General features: G+C 63.1%; 17 protein-coding genes. All 17 read right to left on the bottom strand.

From position 1 onward, the window contains the following. Positions 1-10 precede the first annotated feature (10 nt). Positions 11-1675 carry a DNA repair protein RecN gene (gene recN, locus RZS28_RS12155; protein WP_407338012.1) on the bottom strand — a complete coding sequence of 555 codons (1665 nt, stop codon included), beginning with the start codon at positions 1673-1675 and terminating at the stop codon, positions 11-13. A gap of 39 nt (positions 1676-1714) precedes the next feature. After that, on the bottom strand, positions 1715-2629 hold the full coding sequence (locus RZS28_RS12150; RefSeq protein WP_407338011.1) for an outer membrane protein assembly factor BamD: 915 nt from the start codon (positions 2627-2629) through the stop codon (positions 1715-1717). A gap of 309 nt (positions 2630-2938) precedes the next feature. Beyond that, the gene (ftsZ, locus tag RZS28_RS12145) at positions 2939-4657 is read right to left on the bottom strand and encodes a cell division protein FtsZ (protein ID WP_407338010.1); all 1719 of its coding nucleotides are present in this window, start codon (positions 4655-4657) and stop codon (positions 2939-2941) included. A gap of 111 nt (positions 4658-4768) precedes the next feature. Beyond that, positions 4769-6085 carry a cell division protein FtsA gene (ftsA, locus tag RZS28_RS12140; RefSeq protein ID WP_407338009.1) on the bottom strand — a complete coding sequence of 439 codons (1317 nt, stop codon included), beginning with the start codon at positions 6083-6085 and terminating at the stop codon, positions 4769-4771. Further along, a complete protein-coding gene (locus RZS28_RS12135; RefSeq protein ID WP_407338008.1) occupies positions 6082-7038 on the bottom strand; it encodes a cell division protein FtsQ/DivIB in 957 nt (318 codons plus the stop codon). Before RZS28_RS12135 ends, ftsA begins: the two co-directional genes overlap by 4 nt. Continuing rightward, positions 7026-7952: a D-alanine--D-alanine ligase gene (locus RZS28_RS12130; RefSeq protein WP_407338007.1), complete on the bottom strand. Its 927-nt coding sequence runs from the start codon at positions 7950-7952 to the stop codon at positions 7026-7028. The genes RZS28_RS12135 and RZS28_RS12130 overlap by 13 nt, the downstream gene beginning before the upstream one ends. A gap of 55 nt (positions 7953-8007) precedes the next feature. Then, positions 8008-9246, bottom strand: a complete 1239-nt coding sequence (locus tag RZS28_RS12125) for a site-specific DNA-methyltransferase (RefSeq protein ID WP_407338006.1) — start codon at positions 9244-9246, stop codon at positions 8008-8010. Positions 9247-9486: 240 nt separating this feature from the next. Further along, complete coding sequence (gene murB, locus RZS28_RS12120) at positions 9487-10437, bottom strand: UDP-N-acetylmuramate dehydrogenase (protein ID WP_407338005.1); 951 nt, start codon at positions 10435-10437, stop codon at positions 9487-9489. A 13-nt stretch (positions 10438-10450) separates the two neighbouring features. Continuing rightward, on the bottom strand, positions 10451-11860 hold the full coding sequence (gene murC, locus RZS28_RS12115) for a UDP-N-acetylmuramate--L-alanine ligase (RefSeq protein WP_407338004.1): 1410 nt from the start codon (positions 11858-11860) through the stop codon (positions 10451-10453). Next, a complete protein-coding gene (gene murG / locus RZS28_RS12110; protein ID WP_407338003.1) occupies positions 11857-12969 on the bottom strand; it encodes an undecaprenyldiphospho-muramoylpentapeptide beta-N-acetylglucosaminyltransferase in 1113 nt (370 codons plus the stop codon). The genes murC and murG overlap by 4 nt, the downstream gene beginning before the upstream one ends. Continuing rightward, entirely contained in the window at positions 12966-14108 is a 1143-nt protein-coding gene (locus tag RZS28_RS12105; RefSeq protein ID WP_407338002.1) for an FtsW/RodA/SpoVE family cell cycle protein, read from the bottom strand. The genes murG and RZS28_RS12105 overlap by 4 nt, the downstream gene beginning before the upstream one ends. A 30-nt stretch (positions 14109-14138) precedes the next feature. After that, positions 14139-15533, bottom strand: a complete 1395-nt coding sequence (gene murD, locus RZS28_RS12100; protein WP_407338001.1) for a UDP-N-acetylmuramoyl-L-alanine--D-glutamate ligase — start codon at positions 15531-15533, stop codon at positions 14139-14141. A 2-nt stretch (positions 15534-15535) separates the two neighbouring features. Next, on the bottom strand, positions 15536-16618 hold the full coding sequence (gene mraY / locus RZS28_RS12095) for a phospho-N-acetylmuramoyl-pentapeptide-transferase (RefSeq protein ID WP_407338000.1): 1083 nt from the start codon (positions 16616-16618) through the stop codon (positions 15536-15538). Position 16619: 1 nt separating this feature from the next. Then, the gene (locus RZS28_RS12090) at positions 16620-18077 is read right to left on the bottom strand and encodes a UDP-N-acetylmuramoylalanyl-D-glutamyl-2,6-diaminopimelate--D-alanyl-D-alanine ligase (RefSeq protein WP_407337999.1); all 1458 of its coding nucleotides are present in this window, start codon (positions 18075-18077) and stop codon (positions 16620-16622) included. After that, the gene (locus tag RZS28_RS12085; RefSeq protein WP_407337998.1) at positions 18074-19531 is read right to left on the bottom strand and encodes a UDP-N-acetylmuramoyl-L-alanyl-D-glutamate--2,6-diaminopimelate ligase; all 1458 of its coding nucleotides are present in this window, start codon (positions 19529-19531) and stop codon (positions 18074-18076) included. Before RZS28_RS12085 ends, RZS28_RS12090 begins: the two co-directional genes overlap by 4 nt. Beyond that, the gene (locus RZS28_RS12080) at positions 19531-21339 is read right to left on the bottom strand and encodes a peptidoglycan D,D-transpeptidase FtsI family protein (protein WP_407337997.1); all 1809 of its coding nucleotides are present in this window, start codon (positions 21337-21339) and stop codon (positions 19531-19533) included. Before RZS28_RS12080 ends, RZS28_RS12085 begins: the two co-directional genes overlap by 1 nt. 12 nt (positions 21340-21351) lie before the next feature. After that, the gene (locus RZS28_RS12075) at positions 21352-21744 is read right to left on the bottom strand and encodes a hypothetical protein (RefSeq protein ID WP_407337996.1); all 393 of its coding nucleotides are present in this window, start codon (positions 21742-21744) and stop codon (positions 21352-21354) included. Position 21745: the final 1 nt, after the last annotated feature.

The following is a 21745-nucleotide window of genomic DNA, read 5'->3' as shown; positions in this document are numbered from 1 at the left end:
CGTCTTGACGTCATTGCGCGCCCTCCATCAAGCGCGTAGCCGCCGCCCGCGCCTCGTCGGTGATCGTGGCGCCGGCCAGCATGCGGGCGATCTCCTCGCGCCGGGCTTCCTTGCCAAGATCGGTCACGCGCGTCGCGACGCGGCTGCCGCGATCCATTGGATCCTTGGCGATGCGGAAATGGCCAAGGGCGCGGGCTGCGACCTGCGGCGCATGGGTGACGGCGAGCACTTGCACCCGGGACGCGAGCCTCGCGAGGCGCTGGCCGATCGCGTCCGCGACTGCGCCGCCAACCCCCGTGTCGATCTCATCGAAGACAAGCGTCGGGGCCGAGCCCTGGTCGGCGAGAACCACTTTTAGAGCCAGCATGAAACGCGCGAGTTCGCCGCCCGATGCGATTTTCATCAAGGGACCGGGCCTGGTTCCAGGATTGGTGCGGACCCAGAACTCGACCTGGTCGCACCCATCCTGACCTACGGGCTCGACGCTGATTTCGGTCGAAAATCGCGCCCCCTCGAGCTTCAAGGGCGCGAGCTCTGCGTTCACTGCGGCGTCGAGCCCGGCGGCCGCCTTTTTTCGCGCCTCCGACAAGACCCGAGCCGATGCCTCATACTCGGCCTCCGCCGCCTCGACCGCGCGCGTCAGCTGCAGAAGCTTTGCTTCTCCGGCGTCGAGCTCGGCGAGGCTTGCGGCGAATTTCTCGGCGAGCTCAGGCAAAACGTCCACGGGAACCGCATATTTACGCCCCGCGGCGCGCAAGGCGAACAGCCTTTCCTCGACCTGCTCCAATTCGCGCGGATCGAAATCGGCCTCGCGCAGAGCCTGATCGAGCGCTTGCGCCGCGAGATCGAGCGCGGTCAAGGCGGCGTCGAGCGCCTGCGCGGCCGGCGCGATCAATCCGGGGGCCTGAGCCTGCCGGCGCTCCAACCGGCGCAAAGCGGATGAGAGGGTCGACAAAGGCGACCCATCGCCGGCGACAGCGTCATAAACGTCGCGAAGTTCGCCGGCGACCTTTTCCGACTGCATCATGATGGAGCGGCGCAGGGCCAGCGCATCCTCTTCGCCGGGCTGCGCGGCGAGCTTATCGAGCTCGGCGAAGGCATGGCGCAGATAATCCGCCTCCGCGCGCACTTTCTCGATCCGCGCCTGCTCTCTGACGCTTTCGGCCCGGATGTCGCGCATGAGCGCGTGAGCCGCGCGCACGGCCCCGAGTTCCCGGCTCAAGCCGCCATAGGCGTCGATCAGCTGGCGATGCGTGCTTGAGTTGACGAGCGCGCGATCATCATGCTGTCCGTGGATTTCGACGAGCTCGCGGGCGATCGTTTTAAGCGCCTGGGTCGTCACCCGCTGATCGTTGATGAAGGCGCGAGTCCGGCCGTCGGCCAATTGCACGCGCCGCAAGATGAGACCGCCGTCGGCGTCAATATCCTGCGCCTCGGCCGCCGCAAGCGCCGGATGGCCGGCGTCGAGCTCGAAAACCGCGGTCACCTGGCCCTGCGCCGCGCCTTGGCGGACCAGAGCGCCGTCTCCGCGCGCGCCGAGCGACAGAGAGAAGGCGTCGAGCAGGATCGACTTGCCGGCCCCGGTCTCGCCGGTCAGAACCGTCAAGCCGCGGCCGAGGCCGAGATCGAGCCTGTCGATCAGGACTATGTCGCGGATGGAGAGCTGAACAAGCATGGGGTCGAAGCCTCCCCCGATGCGCCCTCGAACGGCGCTTTAGCCGAGACCCATTTTGTGGAGGAAGGCTTTCGAGATCCAGGACCCCTGGTCCTCATGCGGCTCCAGCCCATCGCTTTGCAAACGGGCGTAAGCGTCCTTGTACCAGATCGAATCGGGGAAGTTATGGCCGAGAACGGCCGCCGCGGTCTGCGCCTCGTTTGTGATGCCGAGCGCCAAATAAGCCTCCGTCAGCCGCATCAAGGCTTCCTCGGCATGGCGGGTCGTCTGATATTTGGCGAGAACCTCGCGGAAACGATTGATCGCCGCCGCATAATTGTGCTGATTTAAATAATAGCGACCGACGAGCATTTCCTTGCCCGCGAGCTGGTCGCGGGCGACCTGCAGCTTGTAGCGCGAATCTTCAGCATATTCCGATTTCGGATATTTTTCGACGATCTGGGCGAACAGATCCGCCGCCTTCGCCGCCCGCTCCTGATCTCGGCTGACGTCGGGGATCTGATTGTAATAGGACATCGCCTCGAGATAATTGGCGTAAGCGATGTCAGGGGATGTCGGATAGAGCCCGATATAGCGCTTCGCCGACGCGATAGCGTCATCATAGCTGGCGTTTTGGTATTGGCTGAAGACGGTCATCAGAAGACCTTTCCTCTGCCATTGCGAATAAGGATATTGCTTATCGAGATCGGCGAATTTCTTGGCGGCTCCAGAGTAGTCCTTATGCTGCAGCCGGGCGAGGCCCTGATTGTAGAGATCGTCCGCCGGAACGTCGGGCACGATCTCGGTCTTATATTTCTCGCCCGAGAAAAGATTAAGCGGATTGAATGAATCGGCCGAAGAGCACGCCGACGCCGACAGCGCCAAGGCGCCGACAGCCGAAAACCGCAACAAGCGAGCCGCGACGCGCGCGAGCGGCGTTCGCGACTGGTGCATCTCATTTGACGCTTCATTCATGCGTTTTGCTCGATCATCGCCTAGACAGCCTGCCGGACTTTGAATTCTTTCTAGCCCAACCAGCGCTATTGCGCCAGCATCGCTGTAGATAGGTGCGGCGACTAAACGGCATTAGTGTGGCGATGACGCATTCGGCCGACAAATCGCCGATCGGCCCGGCGCCGCCGAGGAAACGGCGGCGCGGGATTTTGCCTCGGACAATGATCGACCGAAGAATCATCGGCCGGAATTCTTTTGCGGCTCCATCTCGGACAGCCTATTCCCGCTGTCCGAGACAAAAAGCGGGAATAGGACGCCGACAAGACGGTTTCAGCTCGACTGGCGCCGAAGGAAGGCCGGGATTTCGAGCTGATCCTCCTCATTTGGACGAGGTTGATAAAGAGCCCTGCCATGCTGGTCGAGCGGCGGCTGCGTGGCTCTCTGCGGCGCCGGCGGATGCGCGCGTTTGCCATATTCAGCGTGTATGGGATTCGGCTGCTGCGACCGCTGGGCCGGCGCCGGCTGCGGCTGCGGCCTTATTTGCGGCGCCTGCCGTTCATGCGGCGCAGCGGCGCCAGCCGCTTCGTCCTGCCGGCTGGTGCCGAAGGACGCGAGCCTTTCGAGCAGCGAGCGACGTTTCACCTCGGGATGTTGCTGCGTCTGCAATTCTCCGCGATGCGCGCGGATCTGGTTTTGTCCAGGCAGCGGAAGATCGTCGATCTGCGGCATCCTCTGCTGCCGGATGACAGGAGAATCCGGCGCATTTGGGATGAACGGACCGGCGTCGAAATGGTCGTCGAGATCCCGCGCTTGCTGCGTTTCGACGAAATGATGCGCTTGCGGCGCCGTCTCCTGAATGTAGACGGCGTGCTGAGCCCCATTCGGGCCTGGAGCAAAATGCTGGGCCGCCTGTGCGATTCGCTCTTCATGATGCGAATCCTTCCGAGCCCCGGCATAGGCGTCGAGCGCCAAACCTTGATGGGCTTGCGGGGCGTCGCCGGACCGCGCGGCCGTCTGCGCCCGCAAACGGTTCGCAACTTCGGTGATGCGCGATTCCGCGGCAGTCAATTCATAGGCGCCGACGGGATGATCGATTCCCGTCGCGACGACTGAGACGCGGACGATTCCATCGAGGCTTTGATCGAAGGTCGCGCCGAGAATGATATTGGCGTCCTCGTCCACTTCCTGGCGAATCCGGCCCGCCGCCTCGTCGACTTCGTAAAGGGTGAGATCATTGCCGCCGGTGATCGAGATGAGCAGCCCGCGCGCGCCCTTCATCGAAACCTCATCGAGCAAGGGATTCGCGATCGCGGCCTCGGCGGCGAGAATTGCGCGCCGGTCGCCGGTCGCCTCGCCGGTCCCCATCATCGCCTTGCCCATCTCGCGCATGATGGCGCGAACGTCGGCGAAGTCGAGATTGATGAGGCCTTCCTTCACCATCAGGTCGGTGATGCAGGCGACGCCGGAATAAAGCACCTGATCAGCCATCGCGAAGGCGTCGGCGAATGTCGTCTTTTCGTTGGCGATCCGGAACAAGTTCTGGTTCGGGATGATGATCAGCGTATCGACCGATTTCTGCAATTCATTGATGCCGGCCTCGGCGACGCGCATCCGCCGCGCACCTTCGAATTGGAACGGCTTGGTCACGACGCCGACAGTCAAAATGCCCATGTCGCGCGCGGCCCGGGCGATGACCGGCGCCGCGCCGGTGCCGGTGCCGCCGCCCATGCCAGCGGTGACGAAGCACATATGCGCCCCGGTGAGATGATCGCGGATCTCCTCGATCGCCTCCTCGGCTGCGGCGCGGCCGACTTCGGGCTGCGAACCGGCGCCGAGACCTTCAGTCACCTGCAGCCCCATCTGGATGATTCGTTCGGCTCTCGACGAGGTGAGCGCCTGGGCGTCGGTGTTGGCCACGATGAAATCGACGCCAATCAGGCCGGAGACAATCATGTTGTTGACGGCGTTGCCGCCAGCTCCGCCTATGCCGCATACCATGATACGCGGCTTGAGTTCCCGGAGCTCCGGAGCTTTGAGATTGATCGTCATCGTCTGGCCTCTCGACGTTGGAGCGCCGGTCAAGGACGCCCAGGGTTCATATCACGTTATATTTCGACGAAAATGAAGAGGTCCGCCGACTCTTCACGCCGCCGTCAACAGCTAAAAACTATTCTTGAGCCATCGGCCGACCCGCCCGATGTATCCACTCGCGTCGGACCCAGGCGCAACAGCTCCGCGCGAGGGCCGAAAATGCTCATTGCCGCTCACTTGCGGATAGACAAGGAGTCCAACAGCGGCCGAAAAAGCCGGACTTTTCGCTGATTCGGGCAGGCCTTGAACGCCGAGCGGCCGGCCCATCCGAACCTGCCCGGAGATGATTCGCTTGGCCGCCTCCTGCATGCCGGTCAGCTGGCTTGCGCCGCCGGTCAGCACCAGCCTGCGTCCCGCATGCGCCGGCAGGCCAGCGCTCTTCAGCCGATCACGCACGAGCTCGAGAATTTCTTCCGCGCGCGGCTTGATGATTCGGATGAGATGCGCCTTGGGCAAATGCCCGGCATGGTCGCCATCCTCGCCGACCTGCACGACCGCGATCGACTCGCGTTCGTCCGAGGCCGAAGGCAAGCAGGCGCCATAAAGCGTCTTCAGCCGCTCGGCGTCGGCGAGCCTTATGCTGAGGCCGCGCGCGACATCGGTCGTGACGTGGTTGCCGCCGACGGCGAAAGCGTCGACATGCGTGAGATTGCCGCCGGCGAAGACGCTGATCGATGTCGTGCCGGCGCCCATGTCGATCAAGGCGGCGCCGAGTTCGGCTTCGTCGTCGGCGAGCGTGGCGAGGCCGGCGGCGTAAGGGGTGGCGACCATCGCGTCGACGCCCAAATGGCAGCGTTCGACCGCGAGCATCAGATTGCGCGCGACGGAAGCGTCGCAGCTCAGCACGTGCATGTCGGCGCCGAGCTCGTCGCCGATCATGCCTCTCGGATCCTGGATATGGCGCGTTTCGCCGAGCGAAAAGCCGATCGGCAAGCTGTGAAGCGCAGCCCTCCCGTGCCGCCCGCCGCGCGTGGTGCAGGCTTCGAGCACACGATGGACATCGGCCTCGGTCACGGCGCGCCCGGCGATCGCGACCTTGGCGTCGAAGAGCTGCGACGCGAGCCTGCCGCCGCTCGCATTGACGATCACGCTTTCGACCTGCACCCCCGCCATCCGCTCGGCCGCATCGACCGCGAGCCGGATGGCGTTCTCGACAGCGTCCATATCGACGACGACGCCGCTCTTGATCCCGCGCGAGCGCTGATGCCCGATGCCGAGAATGCGGCAGCGATGGGTGCGGCCGCGCAACGACTCGGAGGGCGCGCTCGGGTTGAGCCGCGCGATGAGGCAAACGATCTTCGACGTTCCTATGTCGAGCACAGAGAGGATAGCGCTTTTGCGCCCGGGCAAAGGGCGCAGGCGGGGCGGCAGCGCCGGCGAACTCATGTCGGGCCGCCTTTCGATTTCGTCTTGTGGGCGGTCGACTCGGCCCGCGCGGCCGCGGCGTCCTCGGTCAATCGCGCGACGACGCGTCCAGGTTGGCGCAAGTCAAACGATAGAACATCCTTGTCTAGGATATGCGAGTCGCGTTGAAGCTGAATAAAACTCGCAAGAGCCGCCGCCGGCTCGCGCTCGGGCAGAAGGACGTCTATCCCATTCGTCATTTTCAAGGTCCAGCGCCGTTGCGCGATGAGAACGCCCGCGCGGATTTTGTCGCGCTGGTCGCCAGCCGCCTCGAGCAGCGCCAGATATTCGCCGAGCCTTTCGTTGGCGCCCGCGCCCACGACAAGAGGCAAATGAATGAAGCGCTGGTCGCGCATGGCGTCCAAGGGCATGCCGTCGGCGGCGATAATGTCGACATGACCGTTCTTCTGCCACAAGGCGGAAGGCTGCCGCTCCTCGACCTCGATCAAGAGCCGGTCCGGATAGAGCTTGGTGACGCTTACGTCCTTGACGAGCGGAAGCGCTTGCAGCCTTTCCCTCACGCTTGCGACGTCGAGGAACAACAAGGAATTGCGGGGGCCGATATCGGCGGCGGCGAGAATGTCGGACTCGGCGAGCTCGCTTTCGCCAGCGATCGTCACCGCCTCGATGCCGAAGCCAAAAGCTTTCGCGATAATGTCGGCCGGGGCCCCTTGCGCGGCCTTGAAAGCCTCATAGTGGCCTCCCTTCACAGCGCCGTAAACGCCAGTGGAGAGCAAGACCGCCCCTGCGAAAATCGCGCTCACGCCCGGTCCCGCCAGTCGGGCGAGAATTCGATCGCGCAAGCCAAACCTTGATTTCCGCGCGCGCGGACGGATCTTGACCCGCAGCCCCTCCGCCTCGCGCAGGGAGAGCGCCCCGGCATAGGCCAGGCTCGCCGGCGCAAAGCCGCGATCCATCGCGCTCAGCGATCGCAAGAGGCGTCTTCGACCATCCATCGAACAAGCTCACCGAATGACAAGCCGCCATAAGCGGCTATTTCGGGCACGAGGGAGGTCTCGGTCATGCCGGGCTGGCTATTGACTTCCAGCACCACGAGCTCGCCCGTTCCCCCGGGAGAATCGTCGAATCGGAAATCCGTCCGGCTCACGCCGCGACAGCCGAGCGCCCTGTGCGCCACTAGGGCCAACTCTTGAACATTTTGGTAAATATTTTCTTTAAGATTTGCCGGAAGGACGTGGATCGAGCCGCCCGGAGCGTATTTTGCGTCATAATCGTACCAGCCGCCGTCGGCGGCCAGAATCTCTATGACCGCATAGGCTTTGTCGCCGATGACGGCGCAGGTGAGCTCCCGCCCGCCGATGAAGCTTTCGACCAGAACCTGGTCGCCGAACGCCCAATCGTTTCTGGTCAATTCCTGCGGCGGATGCGCCTGGTCCTTGCGAACGATGATGACGCCGAACGAGGAGCCCTCACTGACCGGCTTCACCACATAGGGCGGCGGCAAGACATGATTTTTCGCGGCGATCAGCCGATCGACCGTCAAGCCCTTGGCGACCGGAACCCCCGCCGCGTGCAAAATATCCTTGGCGCGATCTTTCCGCATCGCCAGCGCCGAGGCGAGCACGCCGGAATGGGTATAGGGAATCCGCAGCATTTCTAGAATGCCTTGCATGATTCCATCCTCGCCAAAGCGGCCATGCAAGGCGTTGAAGGCGACGTCGGGGCGAAGGATCGCGAGCGTTTCAGCGACCCGCCGATCGACATCGACGCGGGTGACTTTAAAACCTTCGGCCTCGAGCGCCTTGGCGCAGGCCTCGCCCGAGCGCAGAGAAACGTCGCGTTCGGCCGAGAGGCCGCCCATGAGCACCGCGACATGTTTGGAAGTCATGTGGATAATCCAGTGAAACTTGTAAGGAGAGCGGCGAGAATCTTACCAAAAGGTTTCATGTGAAACGACTCGCAGCGCCGCGCCGCCGAGGCGCAAATGAACCAGCGCCCATGAAAGCGGTTTCGACCGTCGCGATTTCAACCTGCGGATCTTTTCCAAGCACGCCTCGAACATCGAACCGAAGGCCCGGAAAGGCTCCCTCGATCCGACGCCTTGTCCAGTCGATCGCCAGATCCTTCGCGTCGATCCCGATCCAACGCCGATTTAACTTTTGCGCGGCATGCGCAGTCGTCCCGCAGCCGCAAAAAGGATCGAGGACGAGATCGCCTTCGTTCGAGGAGGCGGCGACGATGCGCTCCAGAAGCGCCAAGGGCTTTTGGGTCGGATAGCCGAGCCGTTCCGCGCTGGTGTTTCCGACGCGCTCCACATCATCCCAGATCGAGCCGACCGCCTTGCCTTTCATATCGTCCAAATAGACCTTCAAACCATCGAGACGCGGCGTCCCATCGCGCTTGGTGAGGATGCGCCCTTCATTCCACCATGTCTCAAGCTGATCGAGCGAGGCGCCCCAGCCGCGATTGGCGGGCGGCCGCGAACCGCGCCATTCGAAATTGCGCGACGGCGTGGAGGAAACCATCGTCAGATTTTCAGCCTTATAAAGCCGTCCATCCTCGTCTTCGCGGTAGCGGCCGAGCTGAGCCTCCGAATAAGGCTGAACTTGCTCGTTGAAGCAAAAGCGATCGGATTTTGAATAGAAGAGCAGGATGTCGTGATAGCGCGGATATTGCCGCGTCCGAACATTATGCGCGTTCGTCCGTTTCCAGACGATCTCGTTCCGGTAATTCTCCTTGCCGAATATGGCGTCGAGCAGGAGCTTCAGATAATGGCTCGCGGTCGGATCACAGTGGAGATAGAGCGAGCCTTCGCGCTTCAGGGCGCGATGCAATTCGAGAAGCCGGACGGCCATCATGGCGAGATAGGCCATCATGTCGTTCTCTTTCAAGAACGACCGCATGGCGCGCAGCATCTCCGCCGCGTCCGAATGGCCGGATTGCATCACATCGTCGAAGGCTTGCTCGGCCGCCTGCGTCCAATGCCATGTGTCGTCGAAGGCCTCGATCTGCGCATGACTCGCCGCGCCGGACGGCGCCTTGAAGAGCACATTGTAATTTGCGTTCGAATTGAAGGGCGGATCGAGATAGACGAGATAGACGCTCTCATCTGCGATATGTTCGCGCAGGATGGCGAGATTGTCGCCATGGAAGAGCGTGTTTGCAGCCAAGGTTTTCAGCATTGGACCAGACCCACCTCATGGCGTCGCGCGCGCCCTCGTCCTTCGAGACGCGCCCTTTGGGCGCTCCTCAGGATGAGGGCTTTGGGCCGCGCCCTTTGGGCGCTCCTCAGGATGAGAGCTGAGAGAGGTGGCGACAAGCTCAAGATCCCTCGTCATGAGGAGCGGGCGAAGCCTGCGTCTCGAAGGGCGAGAGATCGCTCTTCGGCGTGAGGGCTTCCGGGTCCGCCTGCGAGGACAGGCTCAACGCGGCGCCCCCACGCGGAGAATTTCCCACTCCAGATTCACGCCGCTCGTCTCGAACACGCGGGCGCGGACAATCTCGCCCAATGTTTCGAGGTCGGCCGCGCTCGCCGCGCCGCGATTGACAAGGAAATTGCAATGCAGCTCGGAGACTTGCGCGTCGCCGACGGCGAGGCCGCGACAGCCAGCTCTATCGATCAATTCCCAGGCCTTTTGCCCCGGCGGATTCTTGAAGGTCGAGCCGCCGGTGCGCGTGTTGACGGGCTGCGTCGCCGCGCGGGCTTTCGTGATCTCCGCCATGTCGGCCAGGATCGCCTCCGAGTCGCCGGGAGCGCCAACAAATGTGGCCTGGGTGAAGATCACGTCGTTGGCGACGCCGCAATGGCGATAGGAAAACCCCATGTCGGCGTTGGAAAAAACATGGATTTTCCCGGCGCGGTCGACGCCGCGGCAAGACAGAAAAACATCCTTGATCTCGGCGCCATAGGCCCCAGCGTTCATGCGCAATGCGCCGCCAATCGACCCCGGTATCCCGCGAAGAAACGAAAGGCCCGCGACGCCCGCCTTGGCGGCGGCGGATGCGAGCTTCACATCCGGCGCGCCGGCGCCCGCCGTGAGCGACAGGCCTTCCACTGCGATGTCCTGGAACGCCCGGCCGAGACGGATGACGACGCCTTCGACGCCGCCGTCCCGCAACAAAACATTGGAGCCAAGCCCGAGCGCCAGGAGCGGGACCGAAGGATCGAGCCGGGCAAGAAAATAGGCAAGATCGTCCTCATCCGCAGGCTCGAAAAGCGCCTGCGCGGGACCGCCGGTCTTGAAGAAAGAAAGCCCGGCAAGCGGCGCATGGGCTTCAAGCGTCCCGCGCAGTTCGGGCGTCGCCCGGCGAAGTTCGGGAAGGATGTCGGGAAGGGCCGAGTTTCGCGCCTCATGCGCGATCTCGGCCGTCATGGCGAGACGCGCCTCATGCGCCATCCCCCGCCGCGAGCTGTCCCGGCAGCGCATAGGCCCATTGGGTGATATTGCCGGCGCCGAGCAGCACGATGTAATCGCCAGGCTTCGCAAGGGAGCGGACAAGGCCCGGCAAATCCTCCGGCCGTTTCAGCGGAAACGCCTGGCGATGCCCATGCGCCTTCAGGGCGGTGACGAGATGATCGCGATCGGCGCCTTCGATCGGCGCCTCGCCGGCCGGATAAACATCGGCGACGATGACCGCGTCTGCGTCGTTGAAGCAGCTCGCGAATTCATTGAAAAGCGAATGAAGGCGCGTATAGCGATGCGGCTGCACGACCGCGATGACTTGGCTCTTGGTCGAAGCGCGCGCGGCGCGCAGCACGGCGGCGATCTCGACCGGATGATGGCCGTAATCGTCGAAAATCGTCGCTCCGTTCCATTCGCCGGTCCGCGTGAAGCGCCGCTTCACGCCGCCAAAGCCGGCGAGCGCCGAACGGATCTGGTCCCCGCTCATGCCGAGCTGATGCGCGACCGCGATGGCGGCAGTGGCGTTGAGCGCATTGTGATGGCCCGGCATCGGCATGACGATGTTTTCGAGCGCGGTCTCGGTCCCAGCCTTACGATCGCGAATGATCGCGGTGAAACGCGAAACGCCATTCGTGAGGTCGACGTCGACCAGCCTGACGTCGGCCTGTGGATTTTCGCCATAAGTGACGACTCGCCGGTCTTCGATCTTGCCGACGAGCTCCTGCACCGTCGGATGGTCGAGGCACATCACGGCGAAGCCATAGAATGGAATATTTTCCACAAAGGCGCGGAAGGCCTCCTTGATCGCGTCGAATGTCTTGAAATGATCGAGATGCTCGGGATCGATATTGGTGACGACCGCGACATCCGCGGGAAGCTTCAGGAAAGTGCCGTCGCTTTCATCCGCCTCGACCACCATCCAATCCCCTGCCCCAAGCCGGGAATTGGTGCCATAGGCGTTGATGATCCCGCCATTGATCACCGTCGGATCAAACTTGCCCGCCACGAGCAAGGTCGCGACGAGAGAGGTCGTCGTCGTCTTGCCATGGGTGCCGGCGATGGCGACGCATTGCTTGAGGCGCATGAGCTCGGCGAGCATCTCGGCGCGCCGCACGACGGGAAGCCGCTTCTCCCGCGCAAGCGCCAGCTCCGGATTATCGCGCTTGATCGCGGTCGAGACCACGACCACTTCGGCCGCGCCGAGATTCGCGCCGCTATGGCCGATATGGACCAGCGCGCCCTTGTCGCGAAGGCGCAGCACATTGGCGTTTTCAGCGACGTCCGAGCCTTGAACGCGATAGCCGAGATTGAGCAGAACCTCGGCTATGCCGGACATGCCGATGCCGCCGATTCCGATGAAGTGGATGGGCCCTAGTTCATGCGGCAGTTTCATCGTTTTTTCTCCGCCTCGGCGACGAGGCTCAGGACCAGATCGGCGAGCCTTTCGGCGGCGTCGGCGACGCCCGCCTGCTTCGCCGCGGCGGCGCGGCGGGCGAGGCCCGGCAGGTCGCCTTGCGCATCCAGCAAAGCAGTCGCCAGCCATTGCGGCGAAAATGCGCTCTGGTCCACGACGATTGCGGCTCCGGTTGCGGCGAATTGCTTAGCATTGGCGGCTTGGTCCTGATCGAGCGCATGCGGAAGCGGGACAAGAATGGCGGGCCGCCCGATGACCGCGAGTTCGGAAACGGTCGAGGCGCCGGCTCTAGCGATGACGAGATGCGCCTTGGCGATGCGCAACGGGAGATCCGAGAAAAACACGGCGACTTCGGCGCAGAGCCCAAGCCTGTCATAGACAGCCTTAACCCGCGCGATGTCTTCCTCGCGCGCCTGCTGGACAATAACGAGCCTGCTCCTTGCGCTCTCCGGCATGAGCTCGATCGCTGCAGGAACCACGTCGGACATGATTCTTGCGCCTTGCGAACCGCCGGTGACGAGAAGCCGCAACCTGCCGTCGGAGAAATCGGGAAATTCTATCTTCGCGGCTTCGATCACCTTGGGGCGCACGGGATTGCCTGTGCGAATGGTCTTGGCGCGGATCTTCTCGCTGACGCCGCCAAGCGCGTCGAAACCCTTGGCGATGGCGTCCACGCGCGAAGCGAGAAAGTGGTTGGCCTTGCCGATGACGGCGTTTCCCTCGTGGATGATCGTCGGGACCCGAAGCTGGGTTGCTGCAAGCACCGGCGGCACGGTCGGATAGCCGCCGAAGCCGACGAGCGCGCGCGGGCGGATGCGCTTGAGGAGACGCCGCGCCGCGAGCGTCCCACGGATAAGCGTGAGAATTGCGCTCGCGCGGGCGAGGATTGCCCCCCCACGCGGCGTCGCCGCAACGATCTTGTGAATGGCGCGGGCGGGAAAGGCTGCGCCATATTTCGTCGCGCGTTCTTCGGTGACGAGCTCCACCGCGATGCCGCGCGCGGCCAGCGCATTGCTCAATGCCTCGGCGGGGAACAAATGTCCGCCCGTGCCGCCCGCCGCGACTACGATGGGGCGTCCGTCGCTCATGCGAAACCCACCGCTTGCGAATCGGCGAGGATCGCGGCGCCCGGACGCTTGCGCGTGACCGCGATCAGAAAGCCGATCGCCAGCGCCAATGAAACAAGGGAGGACCCGCCGTAAGAAATGAAGGGCAAGGTCATGCCCTTGGCCGGCATGAGGTGCAGATTGACCGCCATGTTGATCGCGCTCTGTATGGCGAACAGCATGACGAGCCCAGCGGCCGCGAAGCGACAAAAAGGATCCTCGTTGCGCGCCGCCATCAGCAGGCCGCGCAGCGCAATGAAGGCGAATATCGAAACGAGGACGAGGCAGGCGATGATGCCGAATTCCTCTCCGGTCACGGCGAAGATGAAATCCGTGTGGGCGTCGGGGAGAATGCGCTTGACGGTTCCTTCGCCCGGTCCCTTGCCGAACCAGCCGCCGGACAGGAAACTATCGAGCGCGGTGTCCACCTGAAACGTATCGACGATCCCGCCGCCAGCGGCGGGATCGATGAATTTGAGAACGCGCGCGCGCACATGCGGCACAAATTTATAGGCGAGCAGCCCAGCGCCGAAACCCGCGCCGCCAATGCCCGCCACCCAGAACCAGTGCAGCCCGGCCATGAAGAACAGCGCCGCCCAGACCAGCGAAATAAGCAGCGTCTGGCCAAAATCCGGCTGCAGGATCAATGGAATTATGGTGATCGGCAACAACACAAGCGCGAGCAGATTGGCCGGAACGTCGCGGCGCTTGCCGCCTTCTGCAAACGCCCAGGAGACGAGAATGACGAAGGCCGGCTTCAAGAACTCGGAAGGCTGAATCCCGAAGATCCAGCGTTTCGATCCCTTGACTTCATGCCCGAAGACAAGCGCCGTGATGATCAAGGCCATCGACAAAAGAAAGACGAAAAGAGCCACGCGCCGCACTTGCCGCGGCGAAAGAAAGGATGTGGCGAAGAGCACGGCGATCGCCGGCATCAGATACAGAGCCTGACGATGCACGAAATGAAAGGTCGACAAGCCGAGCCGCTCGGCGACCGGCGGGCTGCCCGCCATCGTCAGCACCAGCCCCAACACGATCAGCGAAGCGACCGCCGCGAGCATCCAGCGATCGATCGTCCACCACCAGTTCGCAACAGCCGAACGTTCCGCGCGCGACACCATCTCTGCTCCCCCGGACCCGTCTCGTTTCGTTCAGACTTGCGTCTCCGCCGCCAGCAACGCTTTGACTATCTCGCGAAATCTATCTCCGCGCTTCTCGAAATCGGAAAATTGATCGAAGGACGCGCAGGCCGGCGACAGCAGAACGACGGGCTCGGCGATGTCGCTCGCCTCGGCGTCCCGCGCCGCACTCGGTACGGCCGTCTCGAGCGCGCCGCAAATCTCAAAAGGGAAAGCATCGCCGATCGTTTGCGCGAAAGCCTCGCTGGCCTCGCCAATCAGATAGGCCTTGACGACTTTTGAGAACAAGGGCCTCAAAGGCTCGATGCCGCCCTGTTTCGCCCGGCCGCCGATGATCCAAAAGACCTTGTCGAAGGAAAGCAGCGCTTTTTCGGCCGCGTCGGCATTGGTCGCCTTGGAATCATTGACGAAGAGAACCTTTCCCTTGCGCCCGACCTCCTCCAGCCGATGCGCGAGCCCCGGGAATGTCTGCAAGCCTTTCCTCAAGCGATCGAGATCGTCGGCGAGGGAACCCAGCGCCGCGACCGCCGCGGCGGCGTTCTGGCCATTATGCGCCCCGCGCAGCGAGGCGATACCCGCAAGGTCGGCAATCTCGCTCGAGCGGCCTTCGGCTCGGCGCATGATATGGGGGCCATCGAGAACAACGCCATTCTCAATCGTCGGCTGAGTCACTGAAACAAGGGTCAGCGGACGGCCCGCCTTACGCAACTCATCGGCGATGGCGAGGGTGAATTTATCGTCGACGCCGATGACGGCCTGATCGGCGTTGCGCACCAGCCTCGCCTTGATCGCGGCGTAATTTTCAATCGACCCATGCCGGTCGAGATGATCGGGCGTCACGTTGAGGAGAATTCCAACCGAGGGATCGAGCGAGGGCGCGAGATCGATCTGGAAGGACGAGCATTCAATGACGTGAACGCGGTCCTGCGCCGGCGGCTGCAAGGCCAGGATCGGAGTGCCTATATTGCCGCCAACCTCGACAGCGAAACCGAAACTGCGGAAAAGATGCGAGACGAGGGCCGTCGTCGTCGATTTTCCATTCGTTCCGGTGATCGCCACGAAAGGCGATTTCGGCGCGATCTTTCGGCGTTCTCGGCAAAAGAGCTCGATGTCGCCGATGATTTCGACTCCTGCTTCTCGCGCCTTCAAGACGGTCCAATGCGGCGCCGGATGCGTCAGGGGCACGCCCGGAGAAAGAACAAGCGAAGTGAAATCTCGCCACTCAATAGTCGCAAGATTTTCGATTCTGAGGCCCGCCGCGCGCGCCTTTTCCCGCGCATGTTCATTATCGTCCCAGACCAGGACGCGAGCGCCGCCCGCGACCAGAGCCTGCGCCGTCGCGAATCCCGAGCCGCCGAGACCGAACACGGCGACATGCTTGTCCTTATAGGCGGTGACCGGCGTCATCGTCACCTCAGCTTCAAGGTCGAAAGACCGATGAGCGCCAGCACGAAAGCGATGATCCAGAAACGGACGACGACCTGCGGCTCGGACCAGCCGAGCTGCTCGAAATGGTGATGAATCGGCGCCATCTTGAAGACGCGCTTGCCTGTGAGCTTGAAGGAGGCCACCTGGACGACGACCGAAAGGGTCTCGACGACGAAAAGGCCGCCGACGATGACGAGAACGATCTCATGCTTCACCGCGACGGCGATCGTGCCGAGCAGGCCGCCGAGCGCGAGCGAACCGGTGTCGCCCATGAAGATCTGCGCCGGCGGGGCGTTGAACCAGAGGAAGCCGAGGCCCGCCCCGATCAAGCCGCCGCAGACAATGGCGAGCTCTCCGGCTCCGGGCACGAAATTGATTCCGAGATAGGTAGAGAATATTGCGTTGCCGGCGAGATAGGCGATGATCCCGAAGGTCCCCGCCGCGATCATCACCGGCACGATGGCGAGCCCGTCCAGGCCGTCGGTAAGATTGACCGCATTGCCGGAGGCGACGATCACGAAAGGTCCGAATACGAGAAAGAAAAGGCCGAGGTCAGCGACATAGCCGTTGATGGCGGGCAGCGCGAGAGCCGTGGTATGGGCCGTCCCGAACTTGATCATCGCATAGCAGGCCGCAATCGCGATCGAAGCCTCCAGGGCGAGCCGCAGCCGCCCGGAGAAGCCCTTATGCGTCTGCTTGGTCACTTTCAGAAAATCATCGTAGAACCCGATGAGCCCGAAGCCGATCATGACAAGAAGAACGATCCACACATAATGATTGCGGAGATTGGCCCAGAGCAGGGTGGAGACGATGAGACCCGACAGGATCATCAAGCCTCCCATCGTCGGCGTGCCCTTCTTGGTGAGAAGATGCGACTGGGGTCCGTCGTCGCGGATCGGCTGGCCCTTGCCTTGCTTGAGACGCAAGGCGGCGATGACGCGCGGACCCAGGAAGAACACGAAGAAGAGCGCCGTCGCTGTCGCGCCGCCGGTGCGGAACGTGATGTAGCGAAACAGGTTGAGCGGTCCGAAAATATTTGAAAACTCGGCGAGCCAGGTCAGCATATCAAGCTCCCTGCCCTGCCAGCGTCGCGCCCGGAGCGGCGGCGCGCTCCTTCAAAGCATCGACGATCGCCCTCATGCGGCTTCCATTCGATCCCTTGACGACGACGATGTCGCCGCTTCGAATCGCGGCGCAGGCGATCGGCTCGAGATCGCCCGCGCTTTCGCGCCAGGCGCCCTGCAGTTTCGCGGGCAAGGCCGTAAAAAGATTCTTCATCAGGGGACCGACGGCGTAAACAAGATCGATATGATTCGCGTCTATGTCCGCGGCGAGCTCGGCGTGCATGGCCGCCTCATCTTGGCCGAGCTCCAGCATATCGCCGAGAATTGCAATTCGGCGGCCTTTGTCCGGCAAGGGCAGCGCTCCGATCAGCGCGAAAGCCGCGCGCATCGACGCCGGGTTGGCGTTGTAGCTTTCATCAATCAAAATGTATGGCCCATCCTTGGCGTCAAGGGTCAGTCTTTGGCCACGCCCTGGCCCAGCCGCGAAAAAAGCCAAGGCGCCGGCGGCGGCGTCAAGATCGACGCCAAGCGCCTTGGCCGCGAGGAGCACCGCGAGCGAATTCATCGCGAGGTGGCGTCCCGGCGCGCCGAGACGATAAGTCAGCGGCCGGCCGCAAATTTCAGCCTCGATCGTCGAGCAATCGGCGGCGAGCGTCACGTTCAACAGTCTTGCGTCCGCCTTTTCGTGTTCGCCGAAGCTTGCGACATAGCCCGCCGGCGAGTCTTTCGCCTGCGCGAGGAGGCGGTCATATTGCGCGATGTCGCGGTGGAGGATGGCGACGCCGCCCGGCGCAAGGCCTGAAAAGATTTCCGCCTTGGCGTCGGCGATGTCGTCAAGGCTCGCCAGATTTTCGAGATGGACCGGGGCGATCGTCGTGATGATCGCAATATGCGGACGCACCATCGCGACAAGCGGCGTGATCTCGCCCTTGTGGTTCATGCCGATCTCAAAGATGCCGAACTTCGTCCGTTTCGGCATCCGCGCCAAGGTCAGCGGCACGCCCCAATGATTATTGTAGGAGGCGACCGAAGCATGCACGGCTCCGCCTTGCGTGAGCGCGACGCGCAGAGCCTCCTTCGTCGAAGTCTTGCCGACGGATCCGGTGACTGCGACGATGCGCGCGGCGGTGCGGCTGCGGGCCGCGACGCCGAGACCCTCCAAGGCCGAAAGAACGTCGCGCACGACATAGAGTGAGCCAAGCGGCGCAAGCGCATCGGCATGGGCTTCGTCGACGACGGCGGCGAGCGCCCCCTTGCCGAAGGCGGCGGCGACATAATCATGGCCGTCGCTGCTTTCTCCCTTGATCGCGAAAAAGAGATCGCCGCCCTGTAGCGTTCGCGTGTCGATCGAAATCCCTTTCGCGCCGCCATGCGGCACGCCGCCGCTGACCCGCGCCGCGAGCGGGGCGACGAGTCCGAGGCCGGTCCACAAAGCCTCGCTTGAGGCGCCATTGGTCATGCGGCGTATTCCTTCAATGCCGCTCGGGCGCATTCCGAATCGGAGAAAGGGAGCGTCCTGTCGCCAATGATTTGGCCGGTTTCATGGCCTTTTCCCGCAATAAGGAGACCGTCGCCCGGCTCCAGCATGGCGACAGCTTGAGCGATGGCGGCGGCCCTGTCGCCGATTTCCAGGACATTTTCAAAACCAACGGCGCCGGCCAGGATCGCCTTGCGGATCGCCGCTGGCTCCTCGGAGCGAGGATTGTCGTCCGTGACGATGACGCGATCGGCGAGGCGCGCCGCGACTTCCCCCATGATCGGCCTTTTGCCGGCGTCGCGATCGCCGCCGCAGCCAAAAACCACGATAAGCCTTTTCGTGACGAAAGGCCGCAGCGCGCGCAGCACTTTGTCGAGCGCGTCTGGCTTATGCGCATAATCGACGAAGACCGGCGCGTCATTGCGGCGGCCGACAAGCTCGAGCCTGCCGGGCGCGCCTTCAAGCCGCTCCAGCGCCGCCAAAGCCGCCTCGGGCGGGCTTCCCGACGCGATGCAAAGCCCGGCGGCGACAAGGGCGTTCGACGCCTGAAACGCGCCGGCGAGAGGCAACCGAAGCGTGAAGGTCACGCCAGCATGGGCGACTCGAAGCCGCGTCGAAAAATTCTCGGCGTCCGCTTCGAGGAGCCGCAGCGCGGCCCCTTTCCATCCAACCGAAAAGACGCGCAAGCCGCGTTTCTCGCAAACGGATATGACTCTTTCGGCGACATCGCTGTCGGCGTCAACGACGGCGGTCTGGCCAAGGCTCAGCAGCCGATCGAAGAGCTGCATTTTCGCGTCTAGATAGTCTTCGAGCGTCGCGTGATAGTCGAGATGGTCGCGCGAAAGATTGGTGAAGCCCGCCGCCGCGAGCCGCACGCCGTCGAGGCGGCGCTGCGCAATGCCATGCGAGGAGGCCTCAAGCGCAAGATGCGTGACCCCGCTGCGCGCGAGTTCATCCAGGGTCTTGTGGAGCGTCACCGGGTCCGGCGTGGTGAGCGAGCCATAGACGGCTCCTGACGGCGCGACCACTCCAAGCGTTCCGAGCGAGGCGGCGCTGGCGCCGAGTGCGGCCCAGATCTGGCGCGCGAAGGCTGCGACAGAGGTCTTGCCGCTCGTGCCGGTGATCGCGACGATGGTTTCGGGCTGGCGCGGATAAAGTCTCGCTGCGGCCCGCGCCAATGCGCTTCGCGCGTCATCGACCTTGATGAAAGCCGCCGACTTGATCGACGCCTCGGGCTCGCGCTCAGCCACAATGGCGATCGCGCCCCGCTGCGCCGCTTGCGCCGCGAAGGCTAATCCGTCCGCCTTCGTTCCCGGCACGGCGAAAAACACCGCGCCCTCGGTCACGGCGCGGCTGTCGAAGGCGACGCCCTTGACCTCGCGTCCAGCGAATGGCTCAGGAATATTTTCGCTTGGAAGAAGTTCGGCGAGCCGCATCAATGCCCGCCTCCGCCGGTCGCCGGCGCATTGGCGATGCCGTAGCCGAGCTTCGCCAGAAGGGGAAAAGGCTGGGTCGGAAATTCGATGCGCGGGGGAATGCCAAGCAAGGGCCCTGTCCGCTCGATGATTTTGCCGGTGACGGACCCCGAATTCCAGGCGGCGGTGCGATAGCCTTGCGTCTCCGGCAGCCCCTGCGGCTCGTCGAGCAGCGTCAGAAAGAGATATTTCGGCTTGTCGGCGGGCAGGATCGCCATGAAGGTCGTGAACACCCTATCCGTCGCATAATGGCCATGCACGATCTTATCGGCGGTGCCTGTCTTGCCGCCGACAAAATAACCTTTGATGTCGGCGATCTTCGCCGTGCCGATCTCCGCGTTGAGGCGCATCAGATAGCGCATCGATTCCGAGGTTTCAGGTTTGACGACGCGCGGGGCGTCCTTCTTGGCCTCCGCTTCGCCGCGCTTCAGGAAGGTTGGGGTGATGAGCGTTCCGCCGTTCACAAGGGCGCCCACGGCCATCACGGCCTGCAATGGAGCGACATTAAGGCCCTGCCCGAAGGCGATCGTCATTGTGTTGAGTTCGCCCCAGTTTTTGGGAACGAGCGGGTCGGCGGTTTCCGGCAACTCAGTGCGCAGGCGCGCGAGCTGCCCCATTTTCCGCAGGAAGTTCTTGTGGCCTTCCACTCCGACCATCAGCGCCATTCGGGCGACGCCTATGTTGGAGGAATAGGTAAAGACCTCGGGCACGCTCAAGAGGCGGTGCTGCGCATGGTAATCATGGATCGTGAAGCGGCCATAGCGCAATGAGTCGCGCGCGTCGATCCGGGAGTGGAGATTGACCTTGCCGAGATCGAGCGCCATGGCGATCGAAATCGCCTTGAAGGTCGAGCCCATTTCATAGACGCCGACGGAAAGCCGGTTGATATGGTTTGGATTGAGCGCGTCGGCGGGCGTGTTCGGATCGTAATCGGGCAAGGACGCCATCGCGACGACTTCGCCGGTGTCGACGTCGAGAATAGACGCAGCTCCGGCTTTAGCCTTGAACTTGGCGATGCCCTTAGCGAGTTCGTCGCGAACCGCATAGGTCGCCTTGAGATCGAGCGAGGTCGTGATCGGCTTCAAATCATCCGGCGTCAGGCTGAACCCGGCGACATGCAAATCCGCGAGGCCCTGCCCGTCGATATATTTTTCCAATCCCGAAATGCCGACCCCGTCGAGATTGGCGAAGCCCAGGACATGCGCGGCGATCGGGCCGTTCGGATAGACCCGCTTGTTCTCGGGCAGGAAGCCGACGCCGGGAAGACCCAGCCGATAGACCTCCTGCTGCTGCTTCGGCGTGATCGCGCGCTTGACCCATATGAACCCTTTGCGGGAGCCGAGGCGTTCGCGCAATTCGCGGGCGTCGACATCGGGCAGGACCGCGGTGAGAAGCTCGACCGCCTCGTCCTTGTCGATGATGCGCCTGGGTTCAGCGAAAACCGACATGACCTTGATGTCGGTCGCCAGAACCTCGCCATTACGGTCGAGAATGTCCGGCCGCGCCGCGGCGATCACATCCGAGGCGGCGCGCTTGACGCCTAGCGTTTGGTCCTGGCGCAAACCGAAAAGGATAAGCTTGCCGGCGATGATTCCATAGACGAGGAGGAAAACACAGGCGACCAGCTTGATCCGGTCCTGGCTCTTATCGAGCTTCGTCGAAAACAGGTCGGCGATAAAGGCTTTCACCGCGCGGACGCGGTTTCGGCTCGGACCGACCGCCCCCCTGCTGGCCCCGTCTCTCAGTCTTGCGTCGCGCCCCTCGATCATTTCGATAAATCTTCATCTCGTGCGAATGGAGGGCGTGGTCGGGGCTGAGGCTTCGCCGTCGCGCGGCGTGTTTGTCGGCTCGGTCAATCCGAGCGCTTCAAGCTTGCGCCCGATCGAGTCGACTCTCGGCGCTTTCGCGGGCAAGGCGTCGGCGCCGACGATCTGGGTCAAGGCGACAGGCTGGAGATCGAGAAATTTATCGGCGAGCGCCTGGATGCGCTCCGGCCGCGTCAGATGCGCCCATTCGGCGCGCAGCGTTCCGATCTGATCCTGCTCCGCCTTGATCTCATGCTTCAGCTTGACGATCCTTTCGGCGTGAAAGATCGTCTCATATTTGATCGTATAGGCATAGATCGCCGAACCGATCAGCGCCACAACTGCTAGAAGATTTAAAATCCGCACCATG

This window comes from Methylocapsa polymorpha (assembly GCF_045689225.1).
GTDB lineage: Bacteria > Pseudomonadota > Alphaproteobacteria > Rhizobiales > Beijerinckiaceae > Methylocapsa > Methylocapsa polymorpha.
The sequence above is the reverse complement of the archived record's forward strand: the minus strand, read 5'-3'. Positions and strand labels throughout refer to the sequence as shown.